The 26451-nt window shown below is 68.4% G+C and carries 16 protein-coding genes; 11 read left to right on the top strand and 5 right to left on the bottom strand.

The annotated features are described in order from the left end of the window. The 4 genes from G6N09_RS10765 to G6N09_RS10780 all read right to left on the bottom strand — a co-directional run bounded on the left by G6N09_RS10765 (nucleotide 1) and on the right by G6N09_RS10780 (nucleotide 3101). Nucleotides 1-765 (bottom strand): LmeA family phospholipid-binding protein, encoded by a 765-nt coding sequence (locus G6N09_RS10765; RefSeq protein ID WP_083022664.1) that lies wholly within the window; start codon nucleotides 763-765, stop codon nucleotides 1-3. A 9-nt stretch (nucleotides 766-774) separates the two neighbouring features. Continuing rightward, complete coding sequence (locus G6N09_RS10770; RefSeq protein ID WP_109558785.1) at nucleotides 775-1632, bottom strand: LmeA family phospholipid-binding protein; 858 nt, start codon at nucleotides 1630-1632, stop codon at nucleotides 775-777. A 119-nt stretch (nucleotides 1633-1751) separates the two neighbouring features. Then, nucleotides 1752-2570, bottom strand: coding sequence for a carbon-nitrogen hydrolase family protein (locus tag G6N09_RS10775; protein ID WP_083022666.1), 819 nt, complete (start codon nucleotides 2568-2570; stop codon nucleotides 1752-1754). A 9-nt stretch (nucleotides 2571-2579) separates the two neighbouring features. Further along, nucleotides 2580-3101: a DUF2505 domain-containing protein gene (locus tag G6N09_RS10780; protein WP_083022667.1), complete on the bottom strand. Its 522-nt coding sequence runs from the start codon at nucleotides 3099-3101 to the stop codon at nucleotides 2580-2582. Between the two features lie 26 nt (nucleotides 3102-3127). On the opposite strand from G6N09_RS10780, the gene G6N09_RS10785 reads away from it, so the two are divergent. Continuing rightward, nucleotides 3128-4186 (top strand): UDP-N-acetylmuramate dehydrogenase, encoded by a 1059-nt coding sequence (locus tag G6N09_RS10785; protein WP_083022668.1) that lies wholly within the window; start codon nucleotides 3128-3130, stop codon nucleotides 4184-4186. 64 nt (nucleotides 4187-4250) lie between these two features. Further along, a complete protein-coding gene (locus G6N09_RS10790; RefSeq protein WP_275985652.1) occupies nucleotides 4251-5531 on the top strand; it encodes a L,D-transpeptidase in 1281 nt (426 codons plus the stop codon). Between the two features lie 167 nt (nucleotides 5532-5698). Here G6N09_RS10790 and G6N09_RS10795 read toward each other — a convergent pair whose 3' ends face one another. Then, nucleotides 5699-6466, bottom strand: a complete 768-nt coding sequence (locus G6N09_RS10795; RefSeq protein ID WP_083022670.1) for an SDR family NAD(P)-dependent oxidoreductase — start codon at nucleotides 6464-6466, stop codon at nucleotides 5699-5701. Between the two features lie 234 nt (nucleotides 6467-6700). On the opposite strand from G6N09_RS10795, the gene G6N09_RS10800 reads away from it, so the two are divergent. From G6N09_RS10800 to G6N09_RS10840, 9 genes are all read left to right on the top strand, one after another. After that, nucleotides 6701-7957 (top strand): ROK family protein, encoded by a 1257-nt coding sequence (locus G6N09_RS10800; protein WP_234806902.1) that lies wholly within the window; start codon nucleotides 6701-6703, stop codon nucleotides 7955-7957. Nucleotides 7958-7979: 22 nt separating this feature from the next. Beyond that, a complete protein-coding gene (gene mshA / locus G6N09_RS10805; RefSeq protein ID WP_109558786.1) occupies nucleotides 7980-9308 on the top strand; it encodes a D-inositol-3-phosphate glycosyltransferase in 1329 nt (442 codons plus the stop codon). After that, a complete protein-coding gene (locus G6N09_RS10810; RefSeq protein WP_083022672.1) occupies nucleotides 9305-9817 on the top strand; it encodes a type III secretion system chaperone family protein in 513 nt (170 codons plus the stop codon). The genes mshA and G6N09_RS10810 overlap by 4 nt, the downstream gene beginning before the upstream one ends. Nucleotides 9818-9830: 13 nt before the next feature. Further along, a complete protein-coding gene (locus G6N09_RS10815) occupies nucleotides 9831-10580 on the top strand; it encodes a phosphoglyceromutase (protein ID WP_083022673.1) in 750 nt (249 codons plus the stop codon). A 129-nt stretch (nucleotides 10581-10709) separates the two neighbouring features. Further along, nucleotides 10710-11888, top strand: coding sequence for a sensor histidine kinase (locus G6N09_RS10820; RefSeq protein ID WP_083022674.1), 1179 nt, complete (start codon nucleotides 10710-10712; stop codon nucleotides 11886-11888). Between the two features lie 52 nt (nucleotides 11889-11940). After that, nucleotides 11941-12624 (top strand): two-component sensory transduction protein RegX, encoded by a 684-nt coding sequence (regX, locus tag G6N09_RS10825; protein WP_024443448.1) that lies wholly within the window; start codon nucleotides 11941-11943, stop codon nucleotides 12622-12624. A 164-nt stretch (nucleotides 12625-12788) separates the two neighbouring features. Next, the gene (locus G6N09_RS10830) at nucleotides 12789-19937 is read left to right on the top strand and encodes a type I polyketide synthase (RefSeq protein WP_083022675.1); all 7149 of its coding nucleotides are present in this window, start codon (nucleotides 12789-12791) and stop codon (nucleotides 19935-19937) included. Next, nucleotides 19934-25339 (top strand): non-ribosomal peptide synthetase, encoded by a 5406-nt coding sequence (locus G6N09_RS10835; RefSeq protein ID WP_083022676.1) that lies wholly within the window; start codon nucleotides 19934-19936, stop codon nucleotides 25337-25339. The genes G6N09_RS10830 and G6N09_RS10835 overlap by 4 nt, the downstream gene beginning before the upstream one ends. Before the next feature lie 5 nt (nucleotides 25340-25344). Beyond that, entirely contained in the window at nucleotides 25345-26334 is a 990-nt protein-coding gene (locus G6N09_RS10840; protein WP_083022677.1) for an NAD-dependent epimerase/dehydratase family protein, read from the top strand. The last annotated feature ends 117 nt before the right edge of the window (nucleotides 26335-26451 follow it).

The following is a 26451-nucleotide window of genomic DNA, read 5'->3' on the forward strand; positions in this document are numbered from 1 at the left end:
CTAGAACGATTCGAAGCACTGACTTGACGACTGCCCCGAGAGGGCGGCGTCGCGCGTCGAGAACTTCACCACGACACCGGTATCGGTGACCTCCACGCTGTCGAGGTGGATCCCCAGCGGCAGATCGCCCGTCACTTTCGCGGTGAGTTCGTCGAGCCGGCGCTGCACGGTGTCGGTGTCCAGGTCGTGGCCCAGCGCCTCCAGATCGACCACATGCAGCGACAGGCCGTTGCCGGCCAACTGCGGCTTCACGGTCGCCTTGTTGAGCAGGCCCTTGAGCCTGACGGTGCCGGCGTCGGGATCAGTGGTGACGGAGCCGGTGACGATGCTGCCGATCATCGGGACCACGTCCTGGATCGACTGCTTGATGCCGTCGGCCGGCCAGGTGATGGTGCCGTCCAGAGAGCCGATGGTGCCGGCGGGATCCTGAGCGCCCGCGCCCTTGTTCAACCGGACATCGCGGATATCGAGCTCCAGCCGCATGCCCTTGGCCTGCCGGATTTGGTTGCCCGCGGTCTTGACCGAGATGTGCGGATACTCGTCGTTGAAATACTGCGCCAGCACCGGGGGAGTGGTCCCGAAGGAAACGCTGGCGCTGTCCTGCGCCTCGCACGAGACGGCGTCGGCGACCAGAGTGTTGGCTCGATGACGGGCGTAGAGCTCGCCGCCGAGCATCCCTACCAGCATGATGGCCAGCACAGCGGTCAGCGCCAGCATGACCGCCGGCAGACCGGAAAACCTATGACTGGGTCCGGGAGCACTCATTGTGCAAGGTTACAGATTGGCGAAGCAGGGGTCGTCCGTCCGCGGGATGGAGGCGTTCTGCGTGGAGAACCGCGCCACCACACCGGAATCGGTGACCTCGATGCTGTCGGCGTGCAGACCGAGCGGATACCGCTTGGTCAGCTGCGCGGCAAACCTGTCCAGCTCGGGCTGCAGCGTCTCGCGTGGCAGTGTCAGCGCGCCCAGTCCGGTCAGTTTCTGCACCTGCAGCGACAGTCCCCCGTTGACGACTTCGGGCTTCACGACGACAGTGGCCAGGCCGAACGCCCCCCGCAGCTCCACGGTGCCGTTCTGGGCATTGGTCTTGAGCTCCGAGACCAGGTTGCCCAGGAGCGGCACCATGGACTGAACGGTCTCCTTGATGCCGGCCGCCGGCCAGGTCAGGGTGGCCTGCAGCGAGCCGATGGTGCCTCGCGAGTCACCGGTGCCGTGCAGGTCGACGTCGGAGATGCTCAGGTCGGCGGTCATCTGCTTGGCGTCTTTGACCTGATTGCCCGCCGTGTGGATCGAGATGTTGGTGTAGTTGCCGGTGATGTGCTGCCACAGGAACGGCGGCGTCACACCGAACGAGGCGGTGGCCTTGTCGTTCACCACGCATTCGGTGGCCTTGGCCACTTTGCTGTCGCCGATGCGGCGGGCGATCAGCTCAGCGCCGATCAGTCCGGCCAGCGCCAAGGCGACCACGGTGACCAGGATCAGCACCAGGGCCAGGGGGTCACGCAGGACCGAGGCCGTCCGCGACACGATGCCCGGGGTTTCGAGCACGGTGGTGGGTGCCTCACCGGGCGGCGCCTGCGGGGGCGTCGCGGGAATGTGGGTGGTGGGCTCTTCGCCCCCGCCCGCTGGCATCTGACGGGTCGGCGGCGCTGACGGCTCCGGTGGAGGCGGCGTCGAGTTCCCGTGCGGTTCGGGCTGGCCGGTGGGGCGAGCCCACGCTGACTCGCCGTGGGGAGGTCCGGGCGGAGTGCTCACCCGGGCGATTCTGCCTTACCGACCTGAAGGAAGGCCGCGCGATTGCTCAACACGGCCAGCGTCCGGCGGGCGTCTGCGACCGTGTCGAGGTCGATGTCGCACACCAGGAGCTGCGGCGACGCACCGGCCGTGGCGACCACCTCACCCCATGGCGAGACGACCACACTGTGCCCCACGCCGGTCGGCGCGCCGGAGGAATCCGCCGGCATTCCCGGATCAGCCTGCCCGACGGCGGCGACGTAGCTGGTGGAATCCAGGGCCCGGGCCCTGGCCAGCAATTCCCATTGAGAGACCTTGCCCGGGCCCGCGCCCCACGACGCACAGACCGCGATCAGCCGCGCGCCGCGGTCGGCCAGCTCGGTGTAGAGCGCCGGGAACCGAATGTCGTAGCAGGTGGACAATCCAACGCCGACCCCCTCGACATCGATGACCACGGGTTCGAATCCCGGCGCCACCGTGCGTGATTCGGTAAAACCGAAGGCGTCATACAAGTGCACCTTGTGATAGTGCGTGTCGGTCTGCGGGCCGACGGCCAGCAATGTGTTGGTGACGCGGCCGTCCTCGGCGGGGGTGAACATTCCCGCGACAACGGTGATCCCGGTTCGCGCCGCCACCGCACGGACTCCGTTGGCCCATGGCCCGTCCAGCGGTTCGGCGACCGGCCCCAGCGGCACACCGAACCGGCACATGGCGGCCTCCGGGAACACCACCAGTGCGGCCCCCTGCGCCGCGGCCCGCTCGGTGTAATCGGTCACCAACTCCAAGTTGGCCACCGGGTCGGCGCCGCTGAGCATCTGCGCACACGCAATCCGCATGGACCCAGCCTATGTCGTCGACGCCGCGCCGCCCTGCCGCAGCCATGCCAAGGTGAAACGCTGTTCGGTGTTCATCAGCTCGGCCAGCTGGCCCCCGATGAAGCTTTCGATCTTGCCGCCTACCAGCGGGATGTCGACCTGCACGGTAGCGGTCAGCCGCAACTCGCAGCCGCCTGACGACGGCGCCAGCACCGCGTCACCGGACAGCTTCGCCGGTGCGCCGACGACCTTGCCGACCACCTGTGCGCGGGCGCGGCCGTCCCGGACCGGATGCCAGGTCTCATGGCGCGCCAGATCGAGGTTGCCGGGATGAAACTGCGCGGCCAGAGCGGGCAGCTTCGCCCGGTGAATGCCCTGTTTGGTGAGGACGTCGACGCCGCCGTCGGGGCCAACCGTGATCTCCTCCAACGCCACCACGTCGGCTCCAGATTCGGCCAGTCGTGCCCGCCAGTAATGCTCGTCGGCAAAGACGGCGTACACCTGCTCGACGCTCGCCGGGTAGTGCTCGGAGAGCGTGAATGTACGCGGCATAGCTGGTCACGCTACCGTTACCGGCCGTGGCGGGTTCCGAGTTCGCGGGCGCGCGTGTCGCCGAGGCGGTGTCGCTGGCACCGCTGACCACGCTGCGGGTCGGACCGGTCGCCCGGCGCGTGATCACCTGCACCGACAGTGCGCAGATCGTTGCCGCGCTGGGCCGGCTCGACGAGGCCGGCGACAACCCGCTGGTGCTGGCCGGGGGCTCCAACGTACTGATCGCCGACGACTTGGAGGATTTGACCGCCGTCGTGCTGGCCAACGACGAGATCAGCATCGAGGGCAACCTGTTGCGAGCCGAGGCCGGTGCGGTGTGGGACGACGTCGTCGCCCGGTCGGTTGCGGCGAATCTGGGCGGGCTGGAGTGTCTGTCGGGCATTCCCGGCTCGGCCGGGGCGACCCCGGTACAGAACGTCGGGGCCTATGGCGTGGAGGTCGCCGATCGGCTCACCCGGGTGCTGTTGCTGGATCGGCACTCCGGCGAGGTGCGCTGGACGCCGGCGGCGGACTTGGAGCTCGGCTATCGCACCAGTGTGCTCAAGCGCTCCGATGCGGCGGTGGTGCTGGAGGTCGAATTCGAACTGGATCCGTCCGGGCGCAGCGCACCGCTGCGCTACGGCGAGCTGGCTGCGGCTCTTGATGCTGCCGACGGTGAATCCCGTCACCCGGCGGCCGTTCGCGCCGCGGTGCTGGCGCTGCGGGCGGCAAAGGGCATGGTGCTCGACTCCGCCGATCACGACACCTGGAGCGTCGGCTCGTTCTTTACCAATCCTGTTGTGCCACAAGATATCTTCTCTGATATTGCTGACCGGACGCGCGGACCGGTGCCGCACTGGGACGCTCCCGGCGGCGTGAAACTGGCTGCCGGTTGGCTGGTGGAGCGATCGGGATTCGGCAAGGGATATCCAGGTGCGGAGGCTACTGCGCGTCTGTCCACCAAACATGCCCTGGCGCTGACCAATCGGGGCGGCGCCAGCTCCGCCGACATCGTGGGTCTGGCCCGTGCCGTGCGGGACGGGGTGCACGACACGTTTGGTATCACCCTGCACCCCGAGCCGGTGCTTGTCGGGTGCGCGCTATAGACCCGGTGTAATCAACATCGCAGGTGGCCGGGCATTTGGGCCGGTATCTTGGAATGCCGTGACCCTGAACCGGCGGCAAGCGTTGACGGCGCTGGCCGCCGGCGTGCTGGCGCCGACGGCGGTGGCGGGGTGTTTCGGCCGATCGGGCACGAGCGCCGAGAAGGCGCCGCCCTCGGCCCCCACGGTGGTCTTCGAGCCGGCACTGGAAAACGGGGCCGTCACCGATGTGCTGCCTACCGCCCCGGTGGGCATCACGGTCCGCGACGGCTGGCTTCAGCGGGTGACCTTGACAAGTCCCGCGGGAAAGGTGCTCGCAGGAACCTTCAACCGCGAGCGCACGCGCTACACCGTCACCGAACCGCTGGGCTACGACGCCGCCTACACCTGGAGCGGGTCGGTGGTGGGCCACGACGGCAACGCCGTAGCGGTCAGCGGCCGCATCACCACGGTCACGCCTTCCGCTGTCATCGACGGCGGTTTTCAGCTGGCCGACGGCCAGACCGTGGGGATAGCCGCGCCAGTGATCCTGCAGTTCGACGGGCCGATCGCCGATAAGGCGGCCGTCGAACGAGCGCTGAGCATCGTCACCGAGCCCCCGGTGGACGGCAGCTGGGCCTGGTTGCCCGATGAGGTGCAGGGGGCGCGGGTGCACTGGCGCAGCCGCGAGTACTTCCCGGTCGGAACCACCGTGCACGTCAGCGCCAAGCTGTACGGTCTGGCGTTCGGCGAGGGTGCCTACGGGGCGCAGGACATGTCGCTGGACTTCGCGATCGGGCGGCGCCAGGTGGTGAAGGCAGAGGTCTCCTCGCACCGCATCCAGGTGGTCCGCGACGAGGGCGTGATCATGGACTTCCCCTGTAGCTACGGGCAGGCCGACAAGGCCCGCAACATCACCCGCAACGGCATCCATGTGGTCAGCGAGAAGTACGCCGACTTCTACATGTCCAACCCCGCGGCCGGCTACAGCAATATCCATGAGCGCTGGGCGGTCCGGATCTCCAACAACGGCGAGTTCATCCACGCCAACCCCTCCAGCGCCGGCGCCCAGGGCAACACCAACGTCACCAACGGCTGCATCAACCTGTCCACCGAAGACGCCGAGCAGTACTTCTACAGCGCGATCTATGGCGACCCGGTCGAGGTCACCGGTAGCTCCATCGAACTGTCCTACGCCGATGGGGACATCTGGGACTGGGCCGTGGACTGGGACACCTGGGTCTCGATGTCGGCGCTGGCGAGCCCTGAGCAGTCCCGAACCTCGCTGCCCAGCGCGGCGCCGGCCACTCCGACCGACGCGCCGACCCTGTCGGGCACACCGACGACGAGTCCTGTGCCCGGCGGCTAGCGAGGCTCGACGTAGGAGAGGCGATGCTGGGGCGCCGCATTGGGGCCCGGCGGCTAGCGAGGCTCGACGTAGGAGAGGCGATGCTGGGGCGCCGCATTGGGGCCCGGCGGCTAGCGAGGCTCGACGTAGGAGAGGCGATGCTGGGGCGCCGCATTGGGGCCCGGCGGCTAGCGAGGCTCGACGCGGTGAGCCCGGGTCGCCGACGCCTGATCGCGCGGGCGAATGACGATCTGGTCGAGGTCGACGTGGGGTGGCCGGGAGGCCACGAACCCGATTACCTCGGCGATGTCGGTCGCCGTCAACGGCGTCAAGCCGTGGTACACGCCGTCGGCGCGCTCGCGGTCGCCGTCAAAGCGCACCAGCGAGAATTCGGTGTCCACCATGCCGGGGGCGATCTCGGTGAGCCGCACCGGCTTTCCCAGCAGCTCGCCGCGCAGCGTGCGGTGCAGCGCGCTCTGGGCGTGCTTGGCCGAGGTGTAGCCGGCGCCGCCGTCATAGATCTCTAATGCCGCGATCGAGGTCACCGTGACCACCAGGCCGTCGCCGGAGGCGACGAGCTTGGGCAGCAGGGCCCGAGTCACGTGCAGGGTGCCCAGTACGTTGGTCTCCCACATCCAGCGCCAGTGTTCGAGGTCGGCCTGTTCCACCGACGCCAGACCCTTGGCCCCGCCCGCATTGTTGACCAGCACAGAGACCGAGCCGGGAATTCGATCGCACGCCTCGGCCAGCGCCGCGACCGCGTCCGGGTCAGTGACGTCGGTCACAACGGCGGTGCCGCCGATCTCGTCGGCCAGCGCCGCTATCCGATCGGCGCGCCGTGCCGCGGCGACCACGTGGAAGCCCTGTGCGGCAAGAACTCTCGCCGTCGCCTCACCAATACCCGAACTGGCGCCGGTGACCACGGCAATGCGCTGGTCGTGCCCAGAAGTCGTCATCGCCTCAACCTTAGTGATCGTGATAGATTCTCAGCCATGTCCCGCAGTGCCCGCTTTCTGACAGCGGTCTGTCTTGTCGCCAACGGCGCATGTTGTTGCGCGTGTTGCTGCGCCTGACCTGCTGCGAGTAGCGCTCCTTAGGAGAGTCCGCCGGGTCGAAGGCGTAACCGGCCCCGAATCGGACTTTCCTGAAGACAAGGACATCTCGTGCGTACTACCTCTCTCACCGCTCACCTGGCCAACCACCGCAATGACCGGCCGCGTTCCCATCCCCGCGTCGTCGCACCGGCGCTACAGCTGGCCGACTCGGCCGGCGCGGAGGTCTTCGCCGCCGTGCGCCAGCATGGCCCGGTCGCCCGCGAGGCGATCGCCGGCGCCACCTCGCTGAGCGTCGCCACTGTCAACCGCCAGGTCAGTGCCCTGCTGGAAGCCGGATTGCTGCTGGAGCGCGCCGACCTGGCCACCTCTGGGGCGATCGGTCGGCCCCGGCGGCCTGTGGTGGTCAACCATGAGCCGTTCCTCACCCTGGGCCTGCACATCGGGGCCAAGACCACCAGCATCGTGGCCACCGATCTGCTCGGCCGCACGCTCGACGTCGTCGAGACCCCGACCCCCAACAAGGGCGCGGGGCCGGCGCTGGCGTCGTTGGCGGCCAGCGCCAGCCGGTATCTGACCCGGTGGCAGAAGCGCCGTCCGTTGTGGGTCGGGGTGGCCATCGGTGGCGCGGTCGACGGCGCCACCGGGCATGTGGATCACCCGAGGCTGGGCTGGACGGCCGCCCCGGTCGGTCCGGTGCTGGCCGAAGAGCTTGGCCTGCCGGTGTCGGTGGCCTCCCACGTGGACGCCATGGCCGGGGCTGAGCTGCTGTTCGGTGTGCGGCGGCCGACGGCCATCAGTACCACCAGCCTCTACGTCTACGCCCGGGAAACGGTGGGCTATGCCCTGGTGATCGGCGGGCGGGTGCACAGCCCGGCCAGCGGTCCCGGCACCATCGCCGGCCTGCCGGTCTACTCCGAGCTGCTCGGGGGTTCGGGACATCTTGAGTCCACCGTCAGCGACGAGGCAGTCCTGGCCGCAGCCCGGCGGCTGCGGCTGCTGCCCGAGGGCAGTGGGGCAGTGGCGGCGGCGGTCACCACCCTGGTGCGCGAGGCGCGGGGCGGCGACGAGCGGGCCGCGGCCCTGCTGACCGAGCGCGCGCGGGCGCTGGGGGAGGCGGTGGCGTTGCTGCGCGACGTGCTCAACCCCGATGACCTGGTGGTAGGTGGCCAGGGATTCACCGAATATCCGGAGGGTATGGCCGAGGTGGAGCGGGCGTTTCGGCAGCGATCGGTGTTGTCGGGGCGCAGCATCAGGGTCACCGCGTTCGGCAACCGGGTTCAGGAGGCCGGTGCCGGCACCGTGTCGCTGGGCGGGCTCTACGCCGACCCGGTCGGTGCCATGCGCCGGTCCCGTGGGCCGGTCGCCCGCGTGGTCCCGGAAGTGTCCGCCTGAACCGACCTGTCAAGATGGCGGGGTGGGCCATGGAGTCAGATCCGATGTGCACCGGGTAGCGCTGCTGTCGGTACACACCTCGCCGCTGGCCCAACCCGGCACCGGGGATGCGGGCGGCATGAACGTCTACGTCCTGCAGAGCGCACTGCATCTGGCGCGTCGCGGGGTCGCCGTAGAGGTGTTCACCCGCGCCACGTCGTCGGCCGACCCGCCGGTGCAGCACGTCGCACCCGGCGTGCTGGTGCGCAACGTTGTGGCGGGGCCTTTCGAAGGCCTGGACAAGAACGACCTACCCACGCAGCTGTGCGCGTTCGCCGCCGGAGTGCTGCGCGCCGAGGCCGCCCACGAGCCCGGCTACTACGACGTGGTGCATTCGCACTATTGGCTCTCCGGCCAGGTCGGATGGCTGGCAGCTGACCGGTGGGCGGTGCCGCTGGTGCATACCGCGCACACCTTGGCCGGGGTGAAGAACGCCGCGCTCGCCGCGGGCGACGCCCCCGAGCCGCCCCTGCGCATGGTCGGCGAGCAACAGGTCGTCGACGCCGCGGATCGGCTGATCGTCAACACCGAAGACGAGGCCCACCAACTGGTGGCGCTGCACGATGCGGACCCGCGCCGGATCGACGTGGCGCACCCGGGCGTCGACCTGGAGGTGTTTCGGCCCGGCGACAGACTTGCGGCCCGCGCCGCGTTGGGCCTGTCGGACCACGAACCGATCGTGGCGTTCGTCGGCCGTATCCAGCCGCTCAAGGCGCCCGACATCCTGCTGCGGGCGGCGGCGAAGCTGCCCGGCGTGCGGGTGGTAGTGGCCGGTGGGCCGTCGGGAAGCAGCGGATTGGCGGAACCGGGCGGCCTGGTTCGGCTGGCTGCCGAACTGGGTATCAGTGAGCGGGTGACCTTCCTGCCGCCGCAGTCCCGTGAGAATCTGGCGGCGCTGTTCCGGGCCGCCGACCTGGTGGCCGTGCCGAGCTACTCCGAGTCGTTCGGCCTGGTGGCGCTGGAGGCGCAGGCGTGCGGGACACCGGTGGTCGCCGCGGCCGTCGGCGGGCTGCCGGTGGCGGTGCAAGACGGCGTCACCGGGCGACTGGTCGACGGGCACGGCATCGAGGCATGGGCGAGCGGCCTGGACGAGCTGCTGCGGTTGGGCTCCGGACCCCGGGGATGGGCGATGCGCCGGGCCGCGGCCGCACATGCGACGAAGTTCTCCTGGGAGCGCACGGTCGACGCCCAACTGGCCAGCTACGCCCAGGCTATCGACGACTTCGCCGCGGCCCGGAGCGGGCGGATGCGGGTGCTGGGATCCGCACGACGGCCCCGGCGCTGGCCGGCGCGGCGTGGAGCGCGCGCGTGAATCGCTGCGAGGTCCTGGAACTCATCGAGAGCACGCTGCAGGTGGCCGAGTTGACCTACGCACCCACGCCGGGTTCCCACGGCGGACTGCCGGGTCTGATCGTCGAACTGCCCGGCGAGCGCAAGCTCAAGACCAACACCATCCTCAGTGTCGGGGAGCACTCGGTGCGCATCGAGGCGTTCGTCTGTCGCAAGCCGGACGAGAACGATGCCGGCGTCTATCGGTACCTGCTCAAGCGCAATCGCCGGCTCTACGGCGTGGCCTACACGCTGGACAACGTCGGCGATATCTACCTGGTGGGCCGGATGGCCCTGGCATCGGTGTCCGTCGAGGAGATCGACCGGGTTCTCGGGCAGGTGCTCGAAGCGGTCGATTTCGACTTCAACACGTTGCTGGAGTTGGGATTCGCCACATCGATCCAGAAGGAATGGGACTGGCGGGTGTCGACCGGGCAGTCGCTGAAGAACCTGCGGGCGTTTGAGCATTTGATCGACAGCAATGACGACTGAGACACTGACGCCCATGTCTGACACTGCCACCTTGGTGCTGCTGCGCCACGGCGAAAGCGAATGGAACGCCAGCAACCAGTTCACCGGTTGGATGGACGTCAACCTGACCGACAAGGGCCGCGCAGAGGCGGTCCGCGCCGGTTCACTGTTGGTAGAACACGGCCTGGCGCCGGATGTGGTCTACACCTCGCTGTTGCGCCGGGCGATCACCACCGCGAACCTGGCGCTCGACGCCGCCGACCGGCACTGGATCCCGGTGCATCGCACCTGGCGGCTCAACGAGCGTCATTACGGTGCGCTGCAGGGGCTGGACAAGGCCGCCACCAAGGCGCGCTACGGCGACGACCAGTTCATGACGTGGCGGCGCAGCTATGACACCCCGCCGCCGCCCATCGAGGCCGGCAGTCGCTACAGCCAGGACACGGACGCCCGGTACGCCGACATCGGCGGTGGACCGCTGACCGAATGCCTGGCCGACGTGGTGGCGCGCTTCCTGCCGTACTTCACCGACGTCGTCATCCCGGACTTGCGGTGCGGCAAGACGGTGCTGATCGCGGCGCACGGCAACTCGCTGCGGGCGTTGGTGAAATACCTCGACCAGATGTCGGATGACGACGTGGTCGGGTTGAACATCCCCACGGGTATCCCGCTGCGTTACGACTTGGACGCCGACCTGCGCCCGAAGGTGGCCGGCGGTGTCTATCTGGACCCGGAGGCGGCCGCCGCAGGGGCCGCTGCAGTGGCAAACCAGGGCGCCAAGTAGCGACTACGGGCCGTCCAGTGTGAATGCGGGGTGGAAACCGGGTGAAATCTTCGCGATGAATTCACATTCGGCGCACGTCGTGGTCCAGCGCTGGTCAGGTCGGGTTGCCCGACTGCGTACGATTTTGCCGTGGCTGCGACCTCGGCGCTGACGCTTGCTGCAGCGTCGGCGATTCCTGCGCTGGCGGCCGGCGTGGCAGCCGGCGTGTGGTTGTCGCCGCGGCTGGCCGAACGGCGTCGCAAGGCCGCCACGGACCGATCCGGGATCACCGTCGCCGAGATGCTCCAGCAGATCGTGTCGCACGCCTCGCTGGGGATCGCCGTCGTCGACTCCCACCGTGACGTCGTCTATCTCAACGAGCGGGCCACCGAGCTGGGACTTGTGCACGGCCGTCTGCTCGACGACGAGGCCTGGGCGGCCGCCCAGCGTGCACTGTCGGGCGAGGAAGTGGTCTTCGACCTGACGGTGGCCAAGCGGGCGCCCGGTGCCACCCGGGCGGATCTGTCGGCGGTGCGCGGTTATGCCCGCTTGCTGTCGGAGGACGATCAGCGGTTCGCGGTGGTGATCGTCGACGACCAGTCCGAGCAGGCCCGCATGGAGGCCAGTCGCCGTGACTTCGTGGCCAATGTCAGCCACGAACTCAAAACCCCGGTGGGGGCGATGGGGTTGCTTGCCGAAGCACTGCTGGCTTCAGCCGATGACCCCGAGGCGGTGCGGCCGTTCGCCGAGCGGGTGTTGGTGGAGGCCAACCGGCTCGCCAGCATGATCGGTGAGCTGATCGAGCTGTCCCGGCTGCAGGGGGCCGACCCGCTGCCGGACCTGGGTGTCGTCGACGTCGATGCCGTGGTCAACGAGGCGATCTCCCGGCACAAGGTTGCCGCCGACAATGCCGAGATCACGATCACCACCGATGCCGCGAGCGGGCTGCGCGTGCTCGGCGACGAACCGCTGCTGGTGACTGCGCTGGCCAACCTGGTGTCCAATGCCATCGCCTACTCACCGCACGGTTCGCCGGTGTCGATCAGCCGGCGTCGCCGGGAGGGGTCTATCGAGATCGCCGTGACCGACCGTGGCATCGGCATTGCGCCCAAAGATCAGCAGCGCGTGTTCGAACGGTTCTTCCGCAGCGACAAGGCCCGTTCACGGGCCACCGGGGGGACCGGGCTGGGGTTGGCGATCGTCAAACACGTGGCCGCCAACCACAACGGCACCATCACGCTGTGGAGCCAGCCGGGCACCGGTTCGACATTCACCTTGGCGATTCCGGCATACCAGGGCAGTGTGGACCAAGATAAGGAGGAGCCGTGATCAGACCCGCTGTTGATGACGCAGAGGGTTCCTACCGGGAGGAGCAGCCGGGATGACGCACGTCTTGATCGTCGAGGACGAGGAATCGCTGGCAGACCCGCTGGCATTCCTGCTGCGTAAAGAGGGTTTCGAAGCCACGGTGGTGGGTGATGGAACCGCGGCACTGGCCGAATTCGACCGGGCCGGCGCCGACATCGTGCTGCTGGATCTGATGCTTCCGGGCATGTCCGGCACCGACGTCTGCAAGCAACTGCGTGCGCGTTCCAGCGTGCCGGTGATTATGGTCACTGCCCGCGACAGTGAGATCGACAAGGTCGTCGGCCTGGAATTGGGCGCCGACGATTACGTCACCAAGCCGTACTCGGCTCGCGAGCTGATCGCCCGGATCCGTGCGGTCCTGCGTCGGGGTGGCGACGACGAGGGCGGCGTCGGTGAGGGCGTGCTGGAGTCGGGTCCGGTGCGCATGGACGTCGAGCGGCACGTGGTGATGGTCAACGGCGAGCAGATCACCTTGCCGCTCAAGGAGTTCGACCTGCTCGAGTACCTGATGCGCAACACCGGCCGGGTGCTCACGCGCGGACAGTTGATCGACCGGGTCTGGGGCGCCGACTATGTCGGTGACACCAAGACCTTGGACGTCCACGTCAAACGACTTCGGTCCAAGATCGAGGCCGATCCGGCCAATCCAGTGCACCTGGTTACCGTGCGTGGACTCGGGTACAAGCTGGAGGGCTGATTCCGGGCGACCACGTGATGGGGTCTCCTAACTTGCTCGGCGGGGTAGTCGTCGCCGAAAATCTCCGGATTGGACGTCCGGCTTCTTAAGGTAGCCTTAATCAAGGTTGCCTACGGAGTTTTTGGGCCCCATCTACTACCCCAGCTATACGGGAGATGTGATCGATGAGCGGGCCGGACGACACGGCGCATACTCTGCGCACGCTGGTTGACCTTCTGACGCAGCGTGCGGCGCGGCGCGGTGACAACCTGGCATTCACCTTCTCGCGCGACGGCGATGAGCACGAAACCAGCCAGGTGACCTATGGCGAGCTGGACCGGCGCGCCCGCCAGATCGCCGCTGAACTGCAGGGCCAGGGAGCGTCCGGACAGCGGGTCCTGGTGTTGTGTCCTCCGGGCCTGGACTTCATCGCCAGTTTCTTCGGCTGTCTGTACGCCGGAGCCATCGCGATCCCGGTGCATCCGCCCATGCGCGAACACCTGTTGCCGCGCGTCGAGTCGATCATCGCCGACGTCCAGCCCGGCTACGCGCTCACCACCAGTGAGATCGAGCCCAGGATCAAGCCCGCGATCGACGCCCTGCCCGGTGGGCAGGCGCTGCGCTGGACGCTCACCGACGGCGATGCCGCCGGCAGCGAGGCGAACTGGGTGCCTCCGCAGATCGATGGCGAGAGCATCGCCATGCTGCAGTACACCTCCGGGTCCACCAGCGCGCCCAAGGGCGTGGTGCTGACCCACGGCAACCTGGTGCACAACCTGGTGACCATTGCCGAGGCCTGGGGCGCGAACCCCGACATGCCGCATGTGACCGGGGTGTTCTGGCTGCCGCCGTACCACGACATGGGTCTGATCGGCGGCTTGTTGGGAACGATGTACGTTGGCGGCAGTTCGATCCTGATGCCCCCGACCGCGTTCATCAAGCGTCCGATGCGGTGGCTGGAGGCGATCTCGCGGCATCGCGCGATGATCACCGCCGCACCCAACTTCGCCTTCGACCTGTGCGTCGAGTTGAGCACCCCGCAGGAGCGCGCTGCGCTCGACCTGTCCAACTGGTCGGTGGCGCTGTGCGGCGCCGAGCCGGTCCGTACCGCCACCCTGGACAGCTTTGCCGAGTTGTTCGCACCGGCGGGCTTCCGGCCTCAGTCGTTCTACCCCGTGTATGGACTGGCCGAGGGCACCCTGCTGGTGTCCGGTGGGTCGGACCTGCCGGTGCCGATGGTGCAGCACGTGGACCGGGTCGCGCTCGGCGACAACCGGGTGATCGACGTCGCCGCTGACGATCCCAACGTGGCGACCATGGTGGGCTGCGGTAAGCCACGCGGCGGCCAGCGGGTGATCATCGTCAACCCCGAGACCCGGCTGGAATGCGCCGGCGACCAGGTCGGTGAGATATGGGTGTCCGGGGGCAGCGTCGCGCATGGCTACTGGGGCGCCCCGGAGCTGTCCGCCGAAACCTTCTCCGCGACGCTGGCCGACACCGGTGAGGGCCCGTTCCTGCGGACCGGCGACCTGGGCTTCCTGCATTCCGGGGAGCTGTTCGTCACCGGTCGCCGCAAGGATCTGATCATCATCCGCGGCACCAATCACTATCCCAACGACATCGAGCTGACCGTCCAGGACACCAACCCGGCGCTGCTGCGTGGGCGCGGCGCGGTGTTCTCGATCGCCCCGGAGCCCGGCGCAGCCGAGCAGCTGGTGGTGGTCCAGGAGGTTGACCCAAGCCGGGTCAGCGGCGAGCAGGCAGACGAGGCCATGCAGGTCATCCGCGCCGCCGTCACCCAGAACCACTCGGTTCGCACCCACGCCGTGGTGCTGGTTCAGCCGTTGCAGTTGCCCACCACCTCCAGCGGCAAGATCCAGCGCAGCGCGTGCAAGCAGCAGTACCTCGACGGTGAGCTGCCGGTAGTGGCGCAGTGGCCGTCGGCGGCCGCAGCCGCCGCTTCGCAGGCCCCCGCCGAGCCGGCGCCGGCGCCGGCGCAGGCCGCACCGGGCGGCCGCAGTGCCGACGAGATCAGGGCGTGGCTCATCGAGCGGCTAGCCCAGGATCTCGAGCTGCCCATCGCCGAGATCGACCCCGCCAAGCCGTTCGCGTTCTACGGCCTGGACTCTATTCACGCGGTCCGGCTCTCCAGTGCCCTCGAGAACTGGCTGGGCTGCGAGCTGGTCCCGACCATCGCCTACGAATACCCGTCGATCGACATCCTGTCGGCGCACCTGGCCCGGGTCGCCACGGCAACGCCGGTGGCCCCGGGTGCCGGGGCCGCAGCCGAGCGCGCCGAGCGCCCCGCTGCCGACGAGCCCATCGCGATCGTCGGTATCGGCTGTCGATTCCCGGGTGCTGACGGGCCCGACGAATTCTGGCGGCTGCTGTCGGGTGGGATGGATGCGACCACGGATGTTCCGGCGGACCGCTGGGACGTCGATGCCTTCTACAACCCCGACCCGTCGGTTCCGGGCACCGCGGTCACCCGCCGCGGCGGGTTCCTTGGCCAGGTTGACCAGTTCGATTTCCAGTTCTTCGGGATCTCACCGCGCGAGTCCGCGCAGATGGACCCGCAACAGCGGCTGCTGCTCGAGGTGGCCTGGGAAGCACTGGAGGACGCCGGTCAGGTTCCGGACGCGCTGGCGGGCAGTCGCACCGGTGTGTTCGTCGGAATCTCCACCAATGACTACGGCTTCCTGCGGTTGGGGCAGCCGCAGCTCGTCGACGCCTACACCGGAACCGGCAACGCGCTGAGCATTGCCGCCAACCGGCTGTCGTACACGTTCGACTTCCACGGGCCCAGCATGTCGATCGACACCGCCTGCTCGTCTTCGCTGGTTGCCGTCGATTTGGCGTGCCGCAGTCTGCGTGACGGTGAATGCACCATGGCGCTGGCCGCCGGGGTGAACGTGATCCTGTCGCCGGCGTTGGCGATCAACTTCAGCAAGGCCCGGGTGATGGCTCCCGACGGCCGCTGCAAGACCTTCGACGCCGATGCCGACGGCTATGTCCGCGGTGAAGGGGCCGGAGTGGTAGTGCTCAAGCCGCTGAGTCGGGCGCTGGAGGACAACGACCCGGTCTACGCAGTGATCCGCGGCAGTGCCACCAACTCCGACGGCCGCACCAACGGCCTGATCGCCCCCAGTGGGCGCGCGCAGGAGGTCGTGGTCAACGAGGCGTTCCGCCGGGCGGGCCTGCCGGCCAGCGCGGTCCAGTACATCGAGGCGCACGGCACCGGCACATCGATCGGCGACGCCATTGAGGCCAACGCCTTGGGCGCCGCGCTGGCCGAGGGCCGCCCGGAGGGCAGTCGCTGCCTGGTCGGCTCGGTCAAGACCAACATCGGCCACCTGGAGGCGGCGGCCGGTATCGCCGGCCTGATCAAGGTGGCGCTGTCGTTGCAGCACCGGGAGATCCCGGCCAGCCTGAACTACACCGAGCCCAACCCGCACATCGGATTCGACCGGTTGCCGCTCGAGGTGGTCCAGAAGTTGACCCCGTGGCCGGCGGGCAGCCGGGCGATCGCCGGGGTCAGCTCGTTCGGGTTCGGCGGAACCAACGCCCACGTTGTGCTCACCGAGGCTCCGCAGGCACGCAGCGGCTACCACGACGACACCGCGGCACCGCGAGCCGAGCTGCTGGCGTTGTCCGCACGATCGCCTGAGGCGCTGACCGCGTTGGTCGGCGAGTACGAGATGGCCCTATTCTCGGGCGGACTCATGGGCGGAGCCGCATTGACCGACCTCTGCTACACCGCCGGTGCCCGCCGCGGCCACCACGACTACCGCCTCTCGGTGGTCGGTGACACCCCGGCGGCCATGTTCGAGTCGCTGTCCGCCTACCGGCAGGGCGAGTCGCGGCCTGGACTGTCCGTGGGGCACTGTGCCCCGAATCGGCCAGGTCCCGGTGTGACGTTCATCTTCTCCGGTCAGGGCTCGCAGTGGCACGGCATGGCGAGTCGGCTGCAGGCCGACGAGCCGGTGTTTGCCGAGGCCCTGGCAGCCTGTGATGACGCGCTCTTCCCGCATTTGGGGCACTCGATCCTCAAGGAATTGGCCCGCGGCGAGGACAAATCCAAGCTCAAAGACATCGGCATCCTGCAGCCGACGATCTTCGCCATCCAGGTTGCCCTGGCGGCGCTGTGGCGGTCGTGGGGCGTCGAGCCCACCGCGGTGGTCGGGCACAGCCTCGGTGAGGCCGCGGCCGCACATGTCGCGGGCGCCCTGAGTCTCGATGACGCGGCCCGGGTGATCTGTGCCCGCGCCAGGATGCTGCGCGGGGTTCGTGGCCGCGGAGCGATGATGGTCACCGAGACCACGTTGGTCGAAGCGCAGGAGCTCATCGCCGGACACGAACGCGAGGTAGCCGTCGCCGCGAGCAACAGTTACCGCTCGACGGTGCTCGCCGGTGAGCGCAAGGTTCTCGAGCAGTTGATGGACAAGCTGGTGGCCCGGGACCGGTTCTGCCGCTGGATCGACGTCGACGTCGCGTCACACAGCCCCCAGATGGAGGCGCTCGCCGCGGGCCTGCGGGGGAGTTTGGTGAAGCTGAAGCCGACCGCACCGTCGGTTCCGATGTATTCCACGGTCACCGGCGAACTGGTGGCCGAGAAGCTGCTGGACGCCGACTACTGGGTGGCCAACCTGTGCTCCCCGGTCAGGTTCTCACCGGCCCTGCGACGGCTGCTCGAGAGCGGGCACTCGACGTTCGTCGAACTCAGTCCGCACCCGATTCTGTTGACCGGTGCTCGCGAGGATGCCGAGCACCTCCACCGCAGCGCCACCCTGCTGCCATCGATGCGCCGTGACGACGGGGTTTTCAGTGGGCGCTCGACCATGCTCAGTTCGCTGGGCACTCTCTACACGCTGGGACAGCGGGTGGCGTGGGACGCCATCTATCCCGAAGACAGTCGCTGTGTTCCCGCCCCGACCTACCCCTGGCAGCGGGTGCACTCCTGGCTCAACGCCGGGTCCATCGCCGCGCCGCGGCACAATTCCGGCGCCCCCGGCGGGGGTTGGCGCGGACCGATCCGGTCGGCGGCGCAGCCCGACACCGTGCTGGCCGAGATCGATCTGACCACCTCGACACTGTCGGCCGAGCAGCTGGCCGAGTTGGCGCTGACGGCGGCTGAGGTCGCGTTCGGCCCCGGCACCCGCTCGGTCGCCGAGCTCAGCGTGCGCGGTGGTCTGGGGCAGGCCCGCACCGTGCAGTTCGCCCTGACCGGTGAGGTGTTCGAGTGCTACGGCAATGCGGGCGCAGACTGGTCATTGCTGGCCACCGGCACGCTGTCTGCGGATCGGTCGCACGTGCCGGCCGTCATCACCGCCCCGGTGGATCCGCGGGAGCGCAGCTACCGGATTCGCTGGCAGCCGGCCTCTCTGCTTGTTGACGGCGAGAGCCGACCCGACAGCCGGCCCGCCGAGGCCGGAAGTTGGCTGATCCTGTCCGACGGCCCGGTGGCCGACACCCTGCGCGACCACCTTGAGGCGCTGTCCCAGTCATGTGTGCTGGTGGAGCCGGTGGTCGGACTCGCCGAGATCGAGCGGGTGAGCGCCGACAGCTACCGGATCGATCCGGGCCGGCCGGAACACTTCGCCGAGCTGCTGCGCGCCGCGTTCGGTGGCGACCGTCCGCACTGCCGTGGTGTGGTGCACCTGTGGAACCTGTTGGCCGCACCGTCGGCTGAGACCACCCCGGAGTCGCTGGAGACGGCGGCAGTCCTGGGAACACTGAGCGTGGTGAACCTGATCCAGGCGCTGACCCTGGCCGGTTGGCCGGAATCGCCGCGATTGTGGCTGGTGACGCGGGGGGCACAGCCCGCCGGGGACCACCAGCCCGAGTCGCTGTCCGTCGCGCAGTCTCCGGTCTGGGGACTCGGCCGCTCCATCGACCACGAATACCCCGAGTTGCATGCCACCGGCGTCGACCTGTCCGCCGACGGTGGCCCCGAGGAACTTCGAGGCCTGTTCAGCGAGATCTGGTCGAACCGCGGTGAGACCGACAACCGTGAGTCCGACGTGGCTCTGCGCGGCCACCGCCGCTATGTCGCCCGGCTGGAGCCCTACACGGCGCCGTCGGAGCAGGCGGGCGGGCTGCGCGGTGGCGATATTCACGGCGAAGCCACCTACTTGGTCACCGGTGGACTCGGCGCAGTCGGCGGCAAGGTCGCCGACTGGCTGGTCGACAACGGTGCCCGCCACCTGGCCCTGATGGGTCGCAGTGTGCCCTCTGCGGCGGGGCAGGCGACGCTGGAGAGCTTGCGGGCACGTGGCGTGGAGGTGACGATCGTGCAGGGCGATGTCACCGAGGCTGACGATGTTGCCGCAGCGCTGGCCACCATCGAGGCGTCCATGCCGCCGCTGCGCGGTGTCATCCACGCTGCCGGCACCGTCGACGACGCGATTCTGGCGCGCCTAGATGCGGCGAAGTTGCGTGCGGTGATGGCGCCCAAGGTGCAGGGCGCCTGGAATCTGCACACCGTGACCGCCGATGCCGAGCTGGATTTCTTCGTGCTGTTCTCCTCGGCGGCGTCGGTGTTGGGTTCGCCCGGTGCCGCCAACTACGGGGCGGCGAACGCCTTCCTGGACGCACTGGCCTGGCATCGCCGGGCCGCGGGGCGGCCGGCGCTGAGCATCAACTTTGGTCCCTGGGCTGGGCTGGGCATGTTCACCAATTCCGAGCTGCACCGGCACTTCTCCCACTACGGGGTCGAAGGCCTGTCGGCCCAGACGTACGTCGCGGCCTTGGCGGCGCTGCTGGCCGATGACGCGACCGAAGCGATGGTGCTCGACATCGACTGGGCGCGGTGGCGTCCGAGCGCGCAGTCGTCGCTGCTGCGTGACCTGCAGGCAACGGCAGCCATCGGGACTAAAGATGCGGGAGCCGGCAGCGGCCTGTTCGAGACGGTGCAGGCGGCCGACCCGCACGAGCGTCAGCAGCTGTTGGCGACCTATCTGCGCGATCTGGTCGCCGGCAAGCTAGGCCTGGCTCCGGCCGGTCTGGACGTGAACGCCCCGCTGAACAGTCTCGGGGTCGACTCGCTGATCACCCTGGAACTTCGCATCCAGGTCGAACGTGAGCTCGGTATCGTGGTTCCTGTTGCCCGGTTGCTGGACGGTCCCAGCGTGGTCAGCCTGTCCAGCTGGCTCGCCGAGCAGTTGGCCGCCGCGCCGGACCGGGTTGTGGCCGACGAGGGACCCGCGGCGACGGCGAACGCCGAGGCGGCGGCCTCGCAGGAGATGGAGTTGCTGGCGCAGGTCACCGAGCTCTCCGACGAGGCGGTTGACGCACTGCTGGCCAAGATGATGGCCGAGGATGGGGGTGGGGCGTGACGGATCGTCCCGACGTGCCCTCCGACATCGCCAGCCTGTCGCCGGAGAAGAAGCGTGAGCTGCTGGCTCAGCTCCTGATGGCCAAGGCGCAGGATGCTGCGTCCGAACACGAGTTGTCCTACGGGCAACGCTCGATGTGGTTTATGCACCGGCTCGCGCCCGACAGCGCTGCCTACACTGTCGCCTACGCGGGACGCATCACCGGCGGCCTAGACCTGCCGGCCCTGGAGCGAGCCGCCCAAGCACTGGTGGATCGACACCCGATGCTGCGCACCACCTACACCGAGCGGGACGGCCAGCCGGTGGCCCTGGTCCACGCGCACTGGCCACTGCGCATCGCCACCCATCGGATCGGTGCGGACGCCGCTGAGCTCGACCAGTGGGTCCAGGCCGAGATCGACCGGCCCTTCGATCTGCGCACCGGACCGGTGCTGCGGCTGACCTTGCTGCAGCGGCCCGACGACCAGGTGCTGCTGCTGACCGTGCACCACATCGCCGTCGACTTCTGGTCCATCGACATCATCCTCGACGAGCTGCGTTCGCTCTACGCCTCCGAACACGGCGCCGACGGTCCGGAGGCGACCGCCGACCGCTACGTCGACTACGCCGGTCAGCAGGCCCAGATGCTCGCCGGGCCGGACGGCGAACGTCTGTGGGAGTACTGGCGTGAGGAGCTCCGCGGTGAGCTCCCCACCCTGGCGTTGCCCACCGACCGGCCGCGGCCTGCCGTGCAGACCTACGACGGCGCGTTGCACCGATTCAGCGTGGACGCTGCGGTCACGGCCGGGATCAAGCAGGTGGCACGGACCGTCGGAGCCACGCCGTACATGACTCTGCTGGCGGCCTACGCCGTGCTGCTGCACCGCTACAGCGGCCAGGAAGATCTGGTGATCGGCTCGCCGTTCGCCTGCCGCGACCGTGCCGGGCTGATGGGCATGGTCGGCTACGTCACCAACCCGCTGCCGCTGCGCGTCGATCTGGCCGGTGACCCGAGCTTTGCCGCATTGCTGGGACAGGTCAAAGACACCGTCCTGGGCGCGATCGGCCACCAGGAATACCCGCTGCCGTTGCTCGTCGAGCGGCTGCGGCCGGTGCGTGACGCCGCGCGAACCCCGCTGTTCCAGGTGTCGTTCGCCTGGCAACAGGTGCGGCTGTTCGACGAAGACTCGGCCGGCGCGGCATCCGACAGCGTGCTGCACCTGGAGACCCTCTACATCGGTCAGGGCGGCTCACCGTTCGACATCACCATGCAGGTCGGCGAGCAAGGCCCAGATGACGCCCGGGAGCTTCAGGTCGCGCTGCAGTACAACACCGACCTGTTCGACGCGGCCACCATCGAGGCCATGGGTCAGCACTTTGCGTTGCTGCTGACCGGGCTGGCTCAACCCGGGGCGGCGGACGCCCCGGTTTCGGCGCTGAATCTGCTGACCGAAGCCGAGCGCGCCACGATCGCGTCGTGGAACGACACCGCCGTCGACTACGCGGTTTCCGCGGAGGCACCTCCGACTCTGGACCAGATGGTCGCCGCCAGTGCCGCGCGTACCCCGGACGCGGTCGCGGTCAGTTACGACGGCCGCGATGTCAGTTACGGCGAACTGGACAGGCGGGCCAACGGATTGGCCCACCGGTTGCGTCAGTTCGGGGTCGGAACCGGCCCAGGACCGGCTGTGGTCCCGGTCCTCATGGAGCGTTCCGAGGACCTGGTGATCGCGCTGCTCGGCGTGCTCAAGGCCGGCGGCGTCTTCTTGCCGTTGGACCCCGCCCAGCCCGTCGGCCGGCTGGAGGCGATGCTCGCCGACATCCCCGATGCCCCGGTCTGTGTGACCCACCGCGCGCATCTGTCGCACGTCCCGCCAGGTTTCACCGGGGCCCGGCTGTGTCTGGACCAGTCGTCCACTGCGCCGGCCGAGGAAGCGTCGGCTCCCGAAACTTCTACCACCGCCGACGATCTCGCCTACCTGATGTACACCTCGGGTTCGACCGGGACGCCGAAGGGCGCGCTGAACAGTCACGCCGGCATCCGCAACCGGTTGCTCTGGATGCAGGACGCCTACCAGCTGAGCGCCGAAGACCGGGTGCTGCACAAGACTCCGATCAACTTCGACCCGTTCGTGTGGGAGATCTTCTGGCCGTTGACAGTCGGCGCCAGGGTGGTGATCGCCAAGCCTGAGGGTCACAAGGACTCCGCTTATCTGGCGCGCACCATCGTCGATCAGCGGGTCACCACCATGCATTTCGTTCCGTCGATGCTGCGGCGCTTCTTGGCTGACCCCGAATCGGCCTCCTGTACCGGGCTGCGCCGGGTGTTCTGCAGCGGTGAGGCGCTCACCGCGGACCTCCGCGATGCGTTCTTCGCCGCGTTGCCCGCCGAGCTCTACAACCTCTACGGCCCCACCGAGGCCGCGATTGACGTCACCCATTTTCATTGTCTGCGTGGTACTTCCGATCCGATCGTCCCGATCGGCCGACCGATCGCCAACATCGCGATCCACCTGCTGGACGCGGCAGGAAAGCCTGTTCCGATCGGGGTTCCCGGCGAGTTGCACATCGGTGGCGTGGGTGTGGCCCGCGGCTACCTGAACAGGCCCGAGGCAACCGCGGCCGCATTTCTCGCCGATCCGTTCAGCTCTGCGCCGGGCGCCCTGCTCTACCGGACCGGCGACCTGGCCCGCTACCGACCGGACGGCAACATCGAGTACCTCGGTCGGCGCGACGACCAGGTGAAGATCAACGGGTTCCGGATCGAGCTCGGCGAGGTGGAGGCCGCGCTGGCCCAACACCCCGGAATCGCCGAGTGTGCCGTCGTGGCTCGCAAAGACGCCGCCGGCAACACCTCGCTGATCGCACATATCGTGCCGGTCGCCGCCGCACCCGGCACCGCCGAACTACGCCGATTCCTGCTCGATCTGATTCCGGCAGCAATGGTTCCGGCGGTGTTCCGCGCGGGCGATCTGCTGCCGCTGTCGGCCAGCGGCAAGGTGGATCGCCGAGCGCTGCTGGCTCTCGACCAGGAACTCGACACCGAGCAAACGGAGTTCGTCGCACCCCGCGACGCCACCGAAGAGTCGCTCGCCCAGATCTGGCGCGAGGTGCTCGACGTGGAGCGAGTCGGCGTGACCGACGACTTCTTCGCTCTGGGCGGCGCATCCACCCAGGCGCTCGAAGTCGCCGTTCGGGTGGGAGAGCTCGGTCTGGAACTACGGCCGGAATCCCTGTTCGTCTACGGCACGATCGCGGAGCTGGCCGCGGAATTCGGCCCGATCGGTGGACAACCGGCCGTGGAACCAAAGCCGTCGGCGCCCGTCGAGGCTGCGCCGACAGCACCCAAAGCGGTTGCCACGCCGGTGATCAAGCCGGTGCAGACCGGGCCGGCCCGCAACGTCGTGATCGAGAGCCTGGGCGTCTACCTGCCGCCGCGGGCGGTCTCCACCGAACAGGTGCTGGCCGACTGCGTCAACGAGGTCAAGATTCCGCTGGAACGGCTCACCGGCATCAAGAACCGACGAATGGCCGGCCAAGACGAGTTCTCGATCGACTTGGGCCGCAAGGCGATCGCCGACTGCCTGTCACGGTCGAGCTACGCCCCCGAAGACATCGACCTGGTCATCGCCTGCAATATCTCGCGTTGCGACGGCCCGGAGCACATGTTCACCTTCGAGCCGAGCACCGCCTCGCAGTTCCGTGACCAACTGGGGCTGACGGGCGCCGTCTGTTTCGACATCAACAATGCCTGTGCGGGCATGTTCACCGGTGTCAGCGTGGCCCAGGACTTCCTCAAGACCGGACTGGTGCGCAACGCGCTGGTGGTCAGCGGCGAATACATCAGCCACATCACCGAAACCGCGCAGCAGGAGATCGAAAGTGCGATGGACCCGCGGCTGGCCTGCCTGACCGTCGGTGACGCCGGGGCCGCTGCGGTGCTCGAACTCGGACCCAACGACCGGGTCGGCTTCCACGACCTGGACCTGGCCACGTTCAGCGAATTCGCCAAGCTGTGCATCGCCAAGGCCACCGAAGGCCCGCACGGCGGCGCGATCATGGTCACCGACTCGGTCACCCAGACCGCGATCGCGGTGAAGCACTCGGTGCCGTATGTGGCCGCGGTCATGCAGCGGCACGGCTGGCGGCCCGAGACGGCCGATCAGCTGCTGATGCACCAGACCTCAGAGGCGTCGATCAACGACGCCATCCTGACCATCAACCGCGTCTTCGGTGCTGGCGCCGCGAGCCGGGCCAACACCATCTGCAACCTCGCGGAGCGCGGAAACACTGCGACCACAACGCATTTCGTGGCGCTGTATGACTACATCAATGCCGGTCGGATCAATTCAGGTGACAACGTCGTCCTGTCGATCACCGGCTCCGGGCAGACCATCGGTACCGGGCTCTACACCTTCGACGACCTGCCCGATCGGATGCGCCGGGCCGCCCACGGCCAGGCAGGCCACGGCGCTCGCGGCTCTCGCTCGGGCGGCGGTCGCCGCGACCTGCCGGCCACGCCGCGGGTCCGGATCGAAGGCATCGGGATGGCGCTGCCGGGTTCCAGCCCGGACGCGGCGAAGCCAAGCTCGATCCAGTTCGCCACCGATGCTGCCGCCGCCTGTCTGGCCGACAGCGGTGTCGAGCGCACCGACGTCGGCTTGGTCATCCATGCCGGCATCTATCGAGATGACTTCCTGTCCGAGCCGGCAGTGGCCACGTTGGTCGCGGGCGAGGTGGGGATCAATGCCGAGCCTGAGTCCGCGGACGCCCCCAAGACCTTCGCGTTCGATGTTCTCAATGGGGCGGTCGGCTTCCTCAACGGCTGCCATGTCGCGGCCGGCATGATCGGCGCCGGCCGGACCGCACATGCCCTGGTGCTTGCCTCGGAAGTGGAGAACAACGCACCGGAGAGCGGCTACGCCCGTAACGGCATCACCGAGATGGGTTCGGCGATCATGCTCAGCCCAAGCCACGGGCCCGAGGGCTTCGGCCGATTCGTCTTCGGCCACCACCCGGAACACCGCGGCGCGTTGGCCACCTACACCCAGGAACGCGAGGGCCGGATGTGGTTGCGGATCGACCGCGACCCGAACCTGGCCGCGATCTACGTCAGCTGCCTGCCGCCCTCGGTCAAGGAGCTGCTCACCCTGGAGCGTTTGGAACCAGCGGACATCGCAGTGGTCTTCCCGCCGTACCTGCCCGCTGCGGCACTCGACGAGCTGGCCGCGCACATCGGTGTGGACCGGTCGCGGTTCGTCGACCTTGAGGCCCACGGCGTCAACAGTGACCCCTTCACCTCGACCCTGCCCTACCAGATCGCCGACGCACGCCGGCGCGGGCTGGTTAAGCCGGGCGACGTCGCGCTGATCATGGCGGTTGGTTCGGGCGTCGAGGTCGGCGTCACCACCTACAGGTTCTGATCGGCATGCGCGCATTCGTCACCGGCGGAACCGGTTTCGTCGGATCGAACCTGGTCGCCGCGCTGTTGGACCGCGGTATGCAAGTCCGAGTCCTGCGCCGGGCGACCTCACCGATGGCAGCGTTGGAGGGATTGGACTGCGAGACCCGCATCGGTGACGTCAACGACGGCGTGGACGCCCTTGCCGAGGCGATGGCCGACTGTGACTGGGTGTTCCACACCGCGGCAATCTCGGACTACTGGCGCTATCGCACCCAGACCCGGCTATACCGCACCAACGTCGATGGCACCCGCGATATGGCCGCCGCCGCCGCGCTGGCGGGGGTCAAGCGGTTCGTCTACACCAGTTCTCTTGCTGCCCTGGGTATTCCGGAGCGTGGACATCTCCTGGTCGAGACCGACAAATTCAACATTCGACCGAGGCAGTTCCCGTACGCGCATAGCAAGCACCTCGCCGAGCTTGAATTGCAGAAGGCTGTCGAGGCGGGACTGCCCGTGGTGATCGTCAACCCGTCGGCGGTCATCGGTCCCCGCGACGTCAACCGCATCGCCAGCGCCATGCTCGTCGAAGCGCAGCGCGGCCGCTTGTGGTTCGCCGCCCCCGGCGGCACCAACTTCGTCTCTGTCGACGACGTCGTGGCAGGCCACATCGCCGCCGCCGAGCGGGGGCGAATCGGGGAGCGCTACATCCTGGGCGGTGAAAACCTGCTGTTCCGTCAGGCTTTCACCGAAGCCTGCGCCCTCTTCGGGCGTCCTGGACCGTCGGTCATGCTGCCACGCTGGTTCATTCCGGTGGCCGCGGCGGGGGTGAGTGCCGCACGTGCCGTGGTGGGTCCGCGGCTACCGATCGATGCTCGCCAGATGCGACTGTCCACGTCGGAGATCTTCGCCGATGCCAGCAAGTCTCGCGAGGAGTTAGGCGTGCCGTTCACTCCGTTCGCGACCGCGTTGCGTGCCGGCTACGAGTGGTACCTCGCCAACGGTTACCTGGACTAGCCGGACCAATCCCGTGGCTTGATGGCCTGGGATGCGCCGACTTCAAAAAAGTTAACGACCGCGTGCGATTATTGGGCATTTAAGTAGATCTAAGTTGATGAAAATAATGCTACAGTC

The organism is Mycolicibacter minnesotensis (assembly GCF_010731755.1).
In the GTDB taxonomy this organism is placed as follows: Bacteria; Actinomycetota; Actinomycetes; order Mycobacteriales; family Mycobacteriaceae; genus Mycobacterium; species Mycobacterium minnesotense.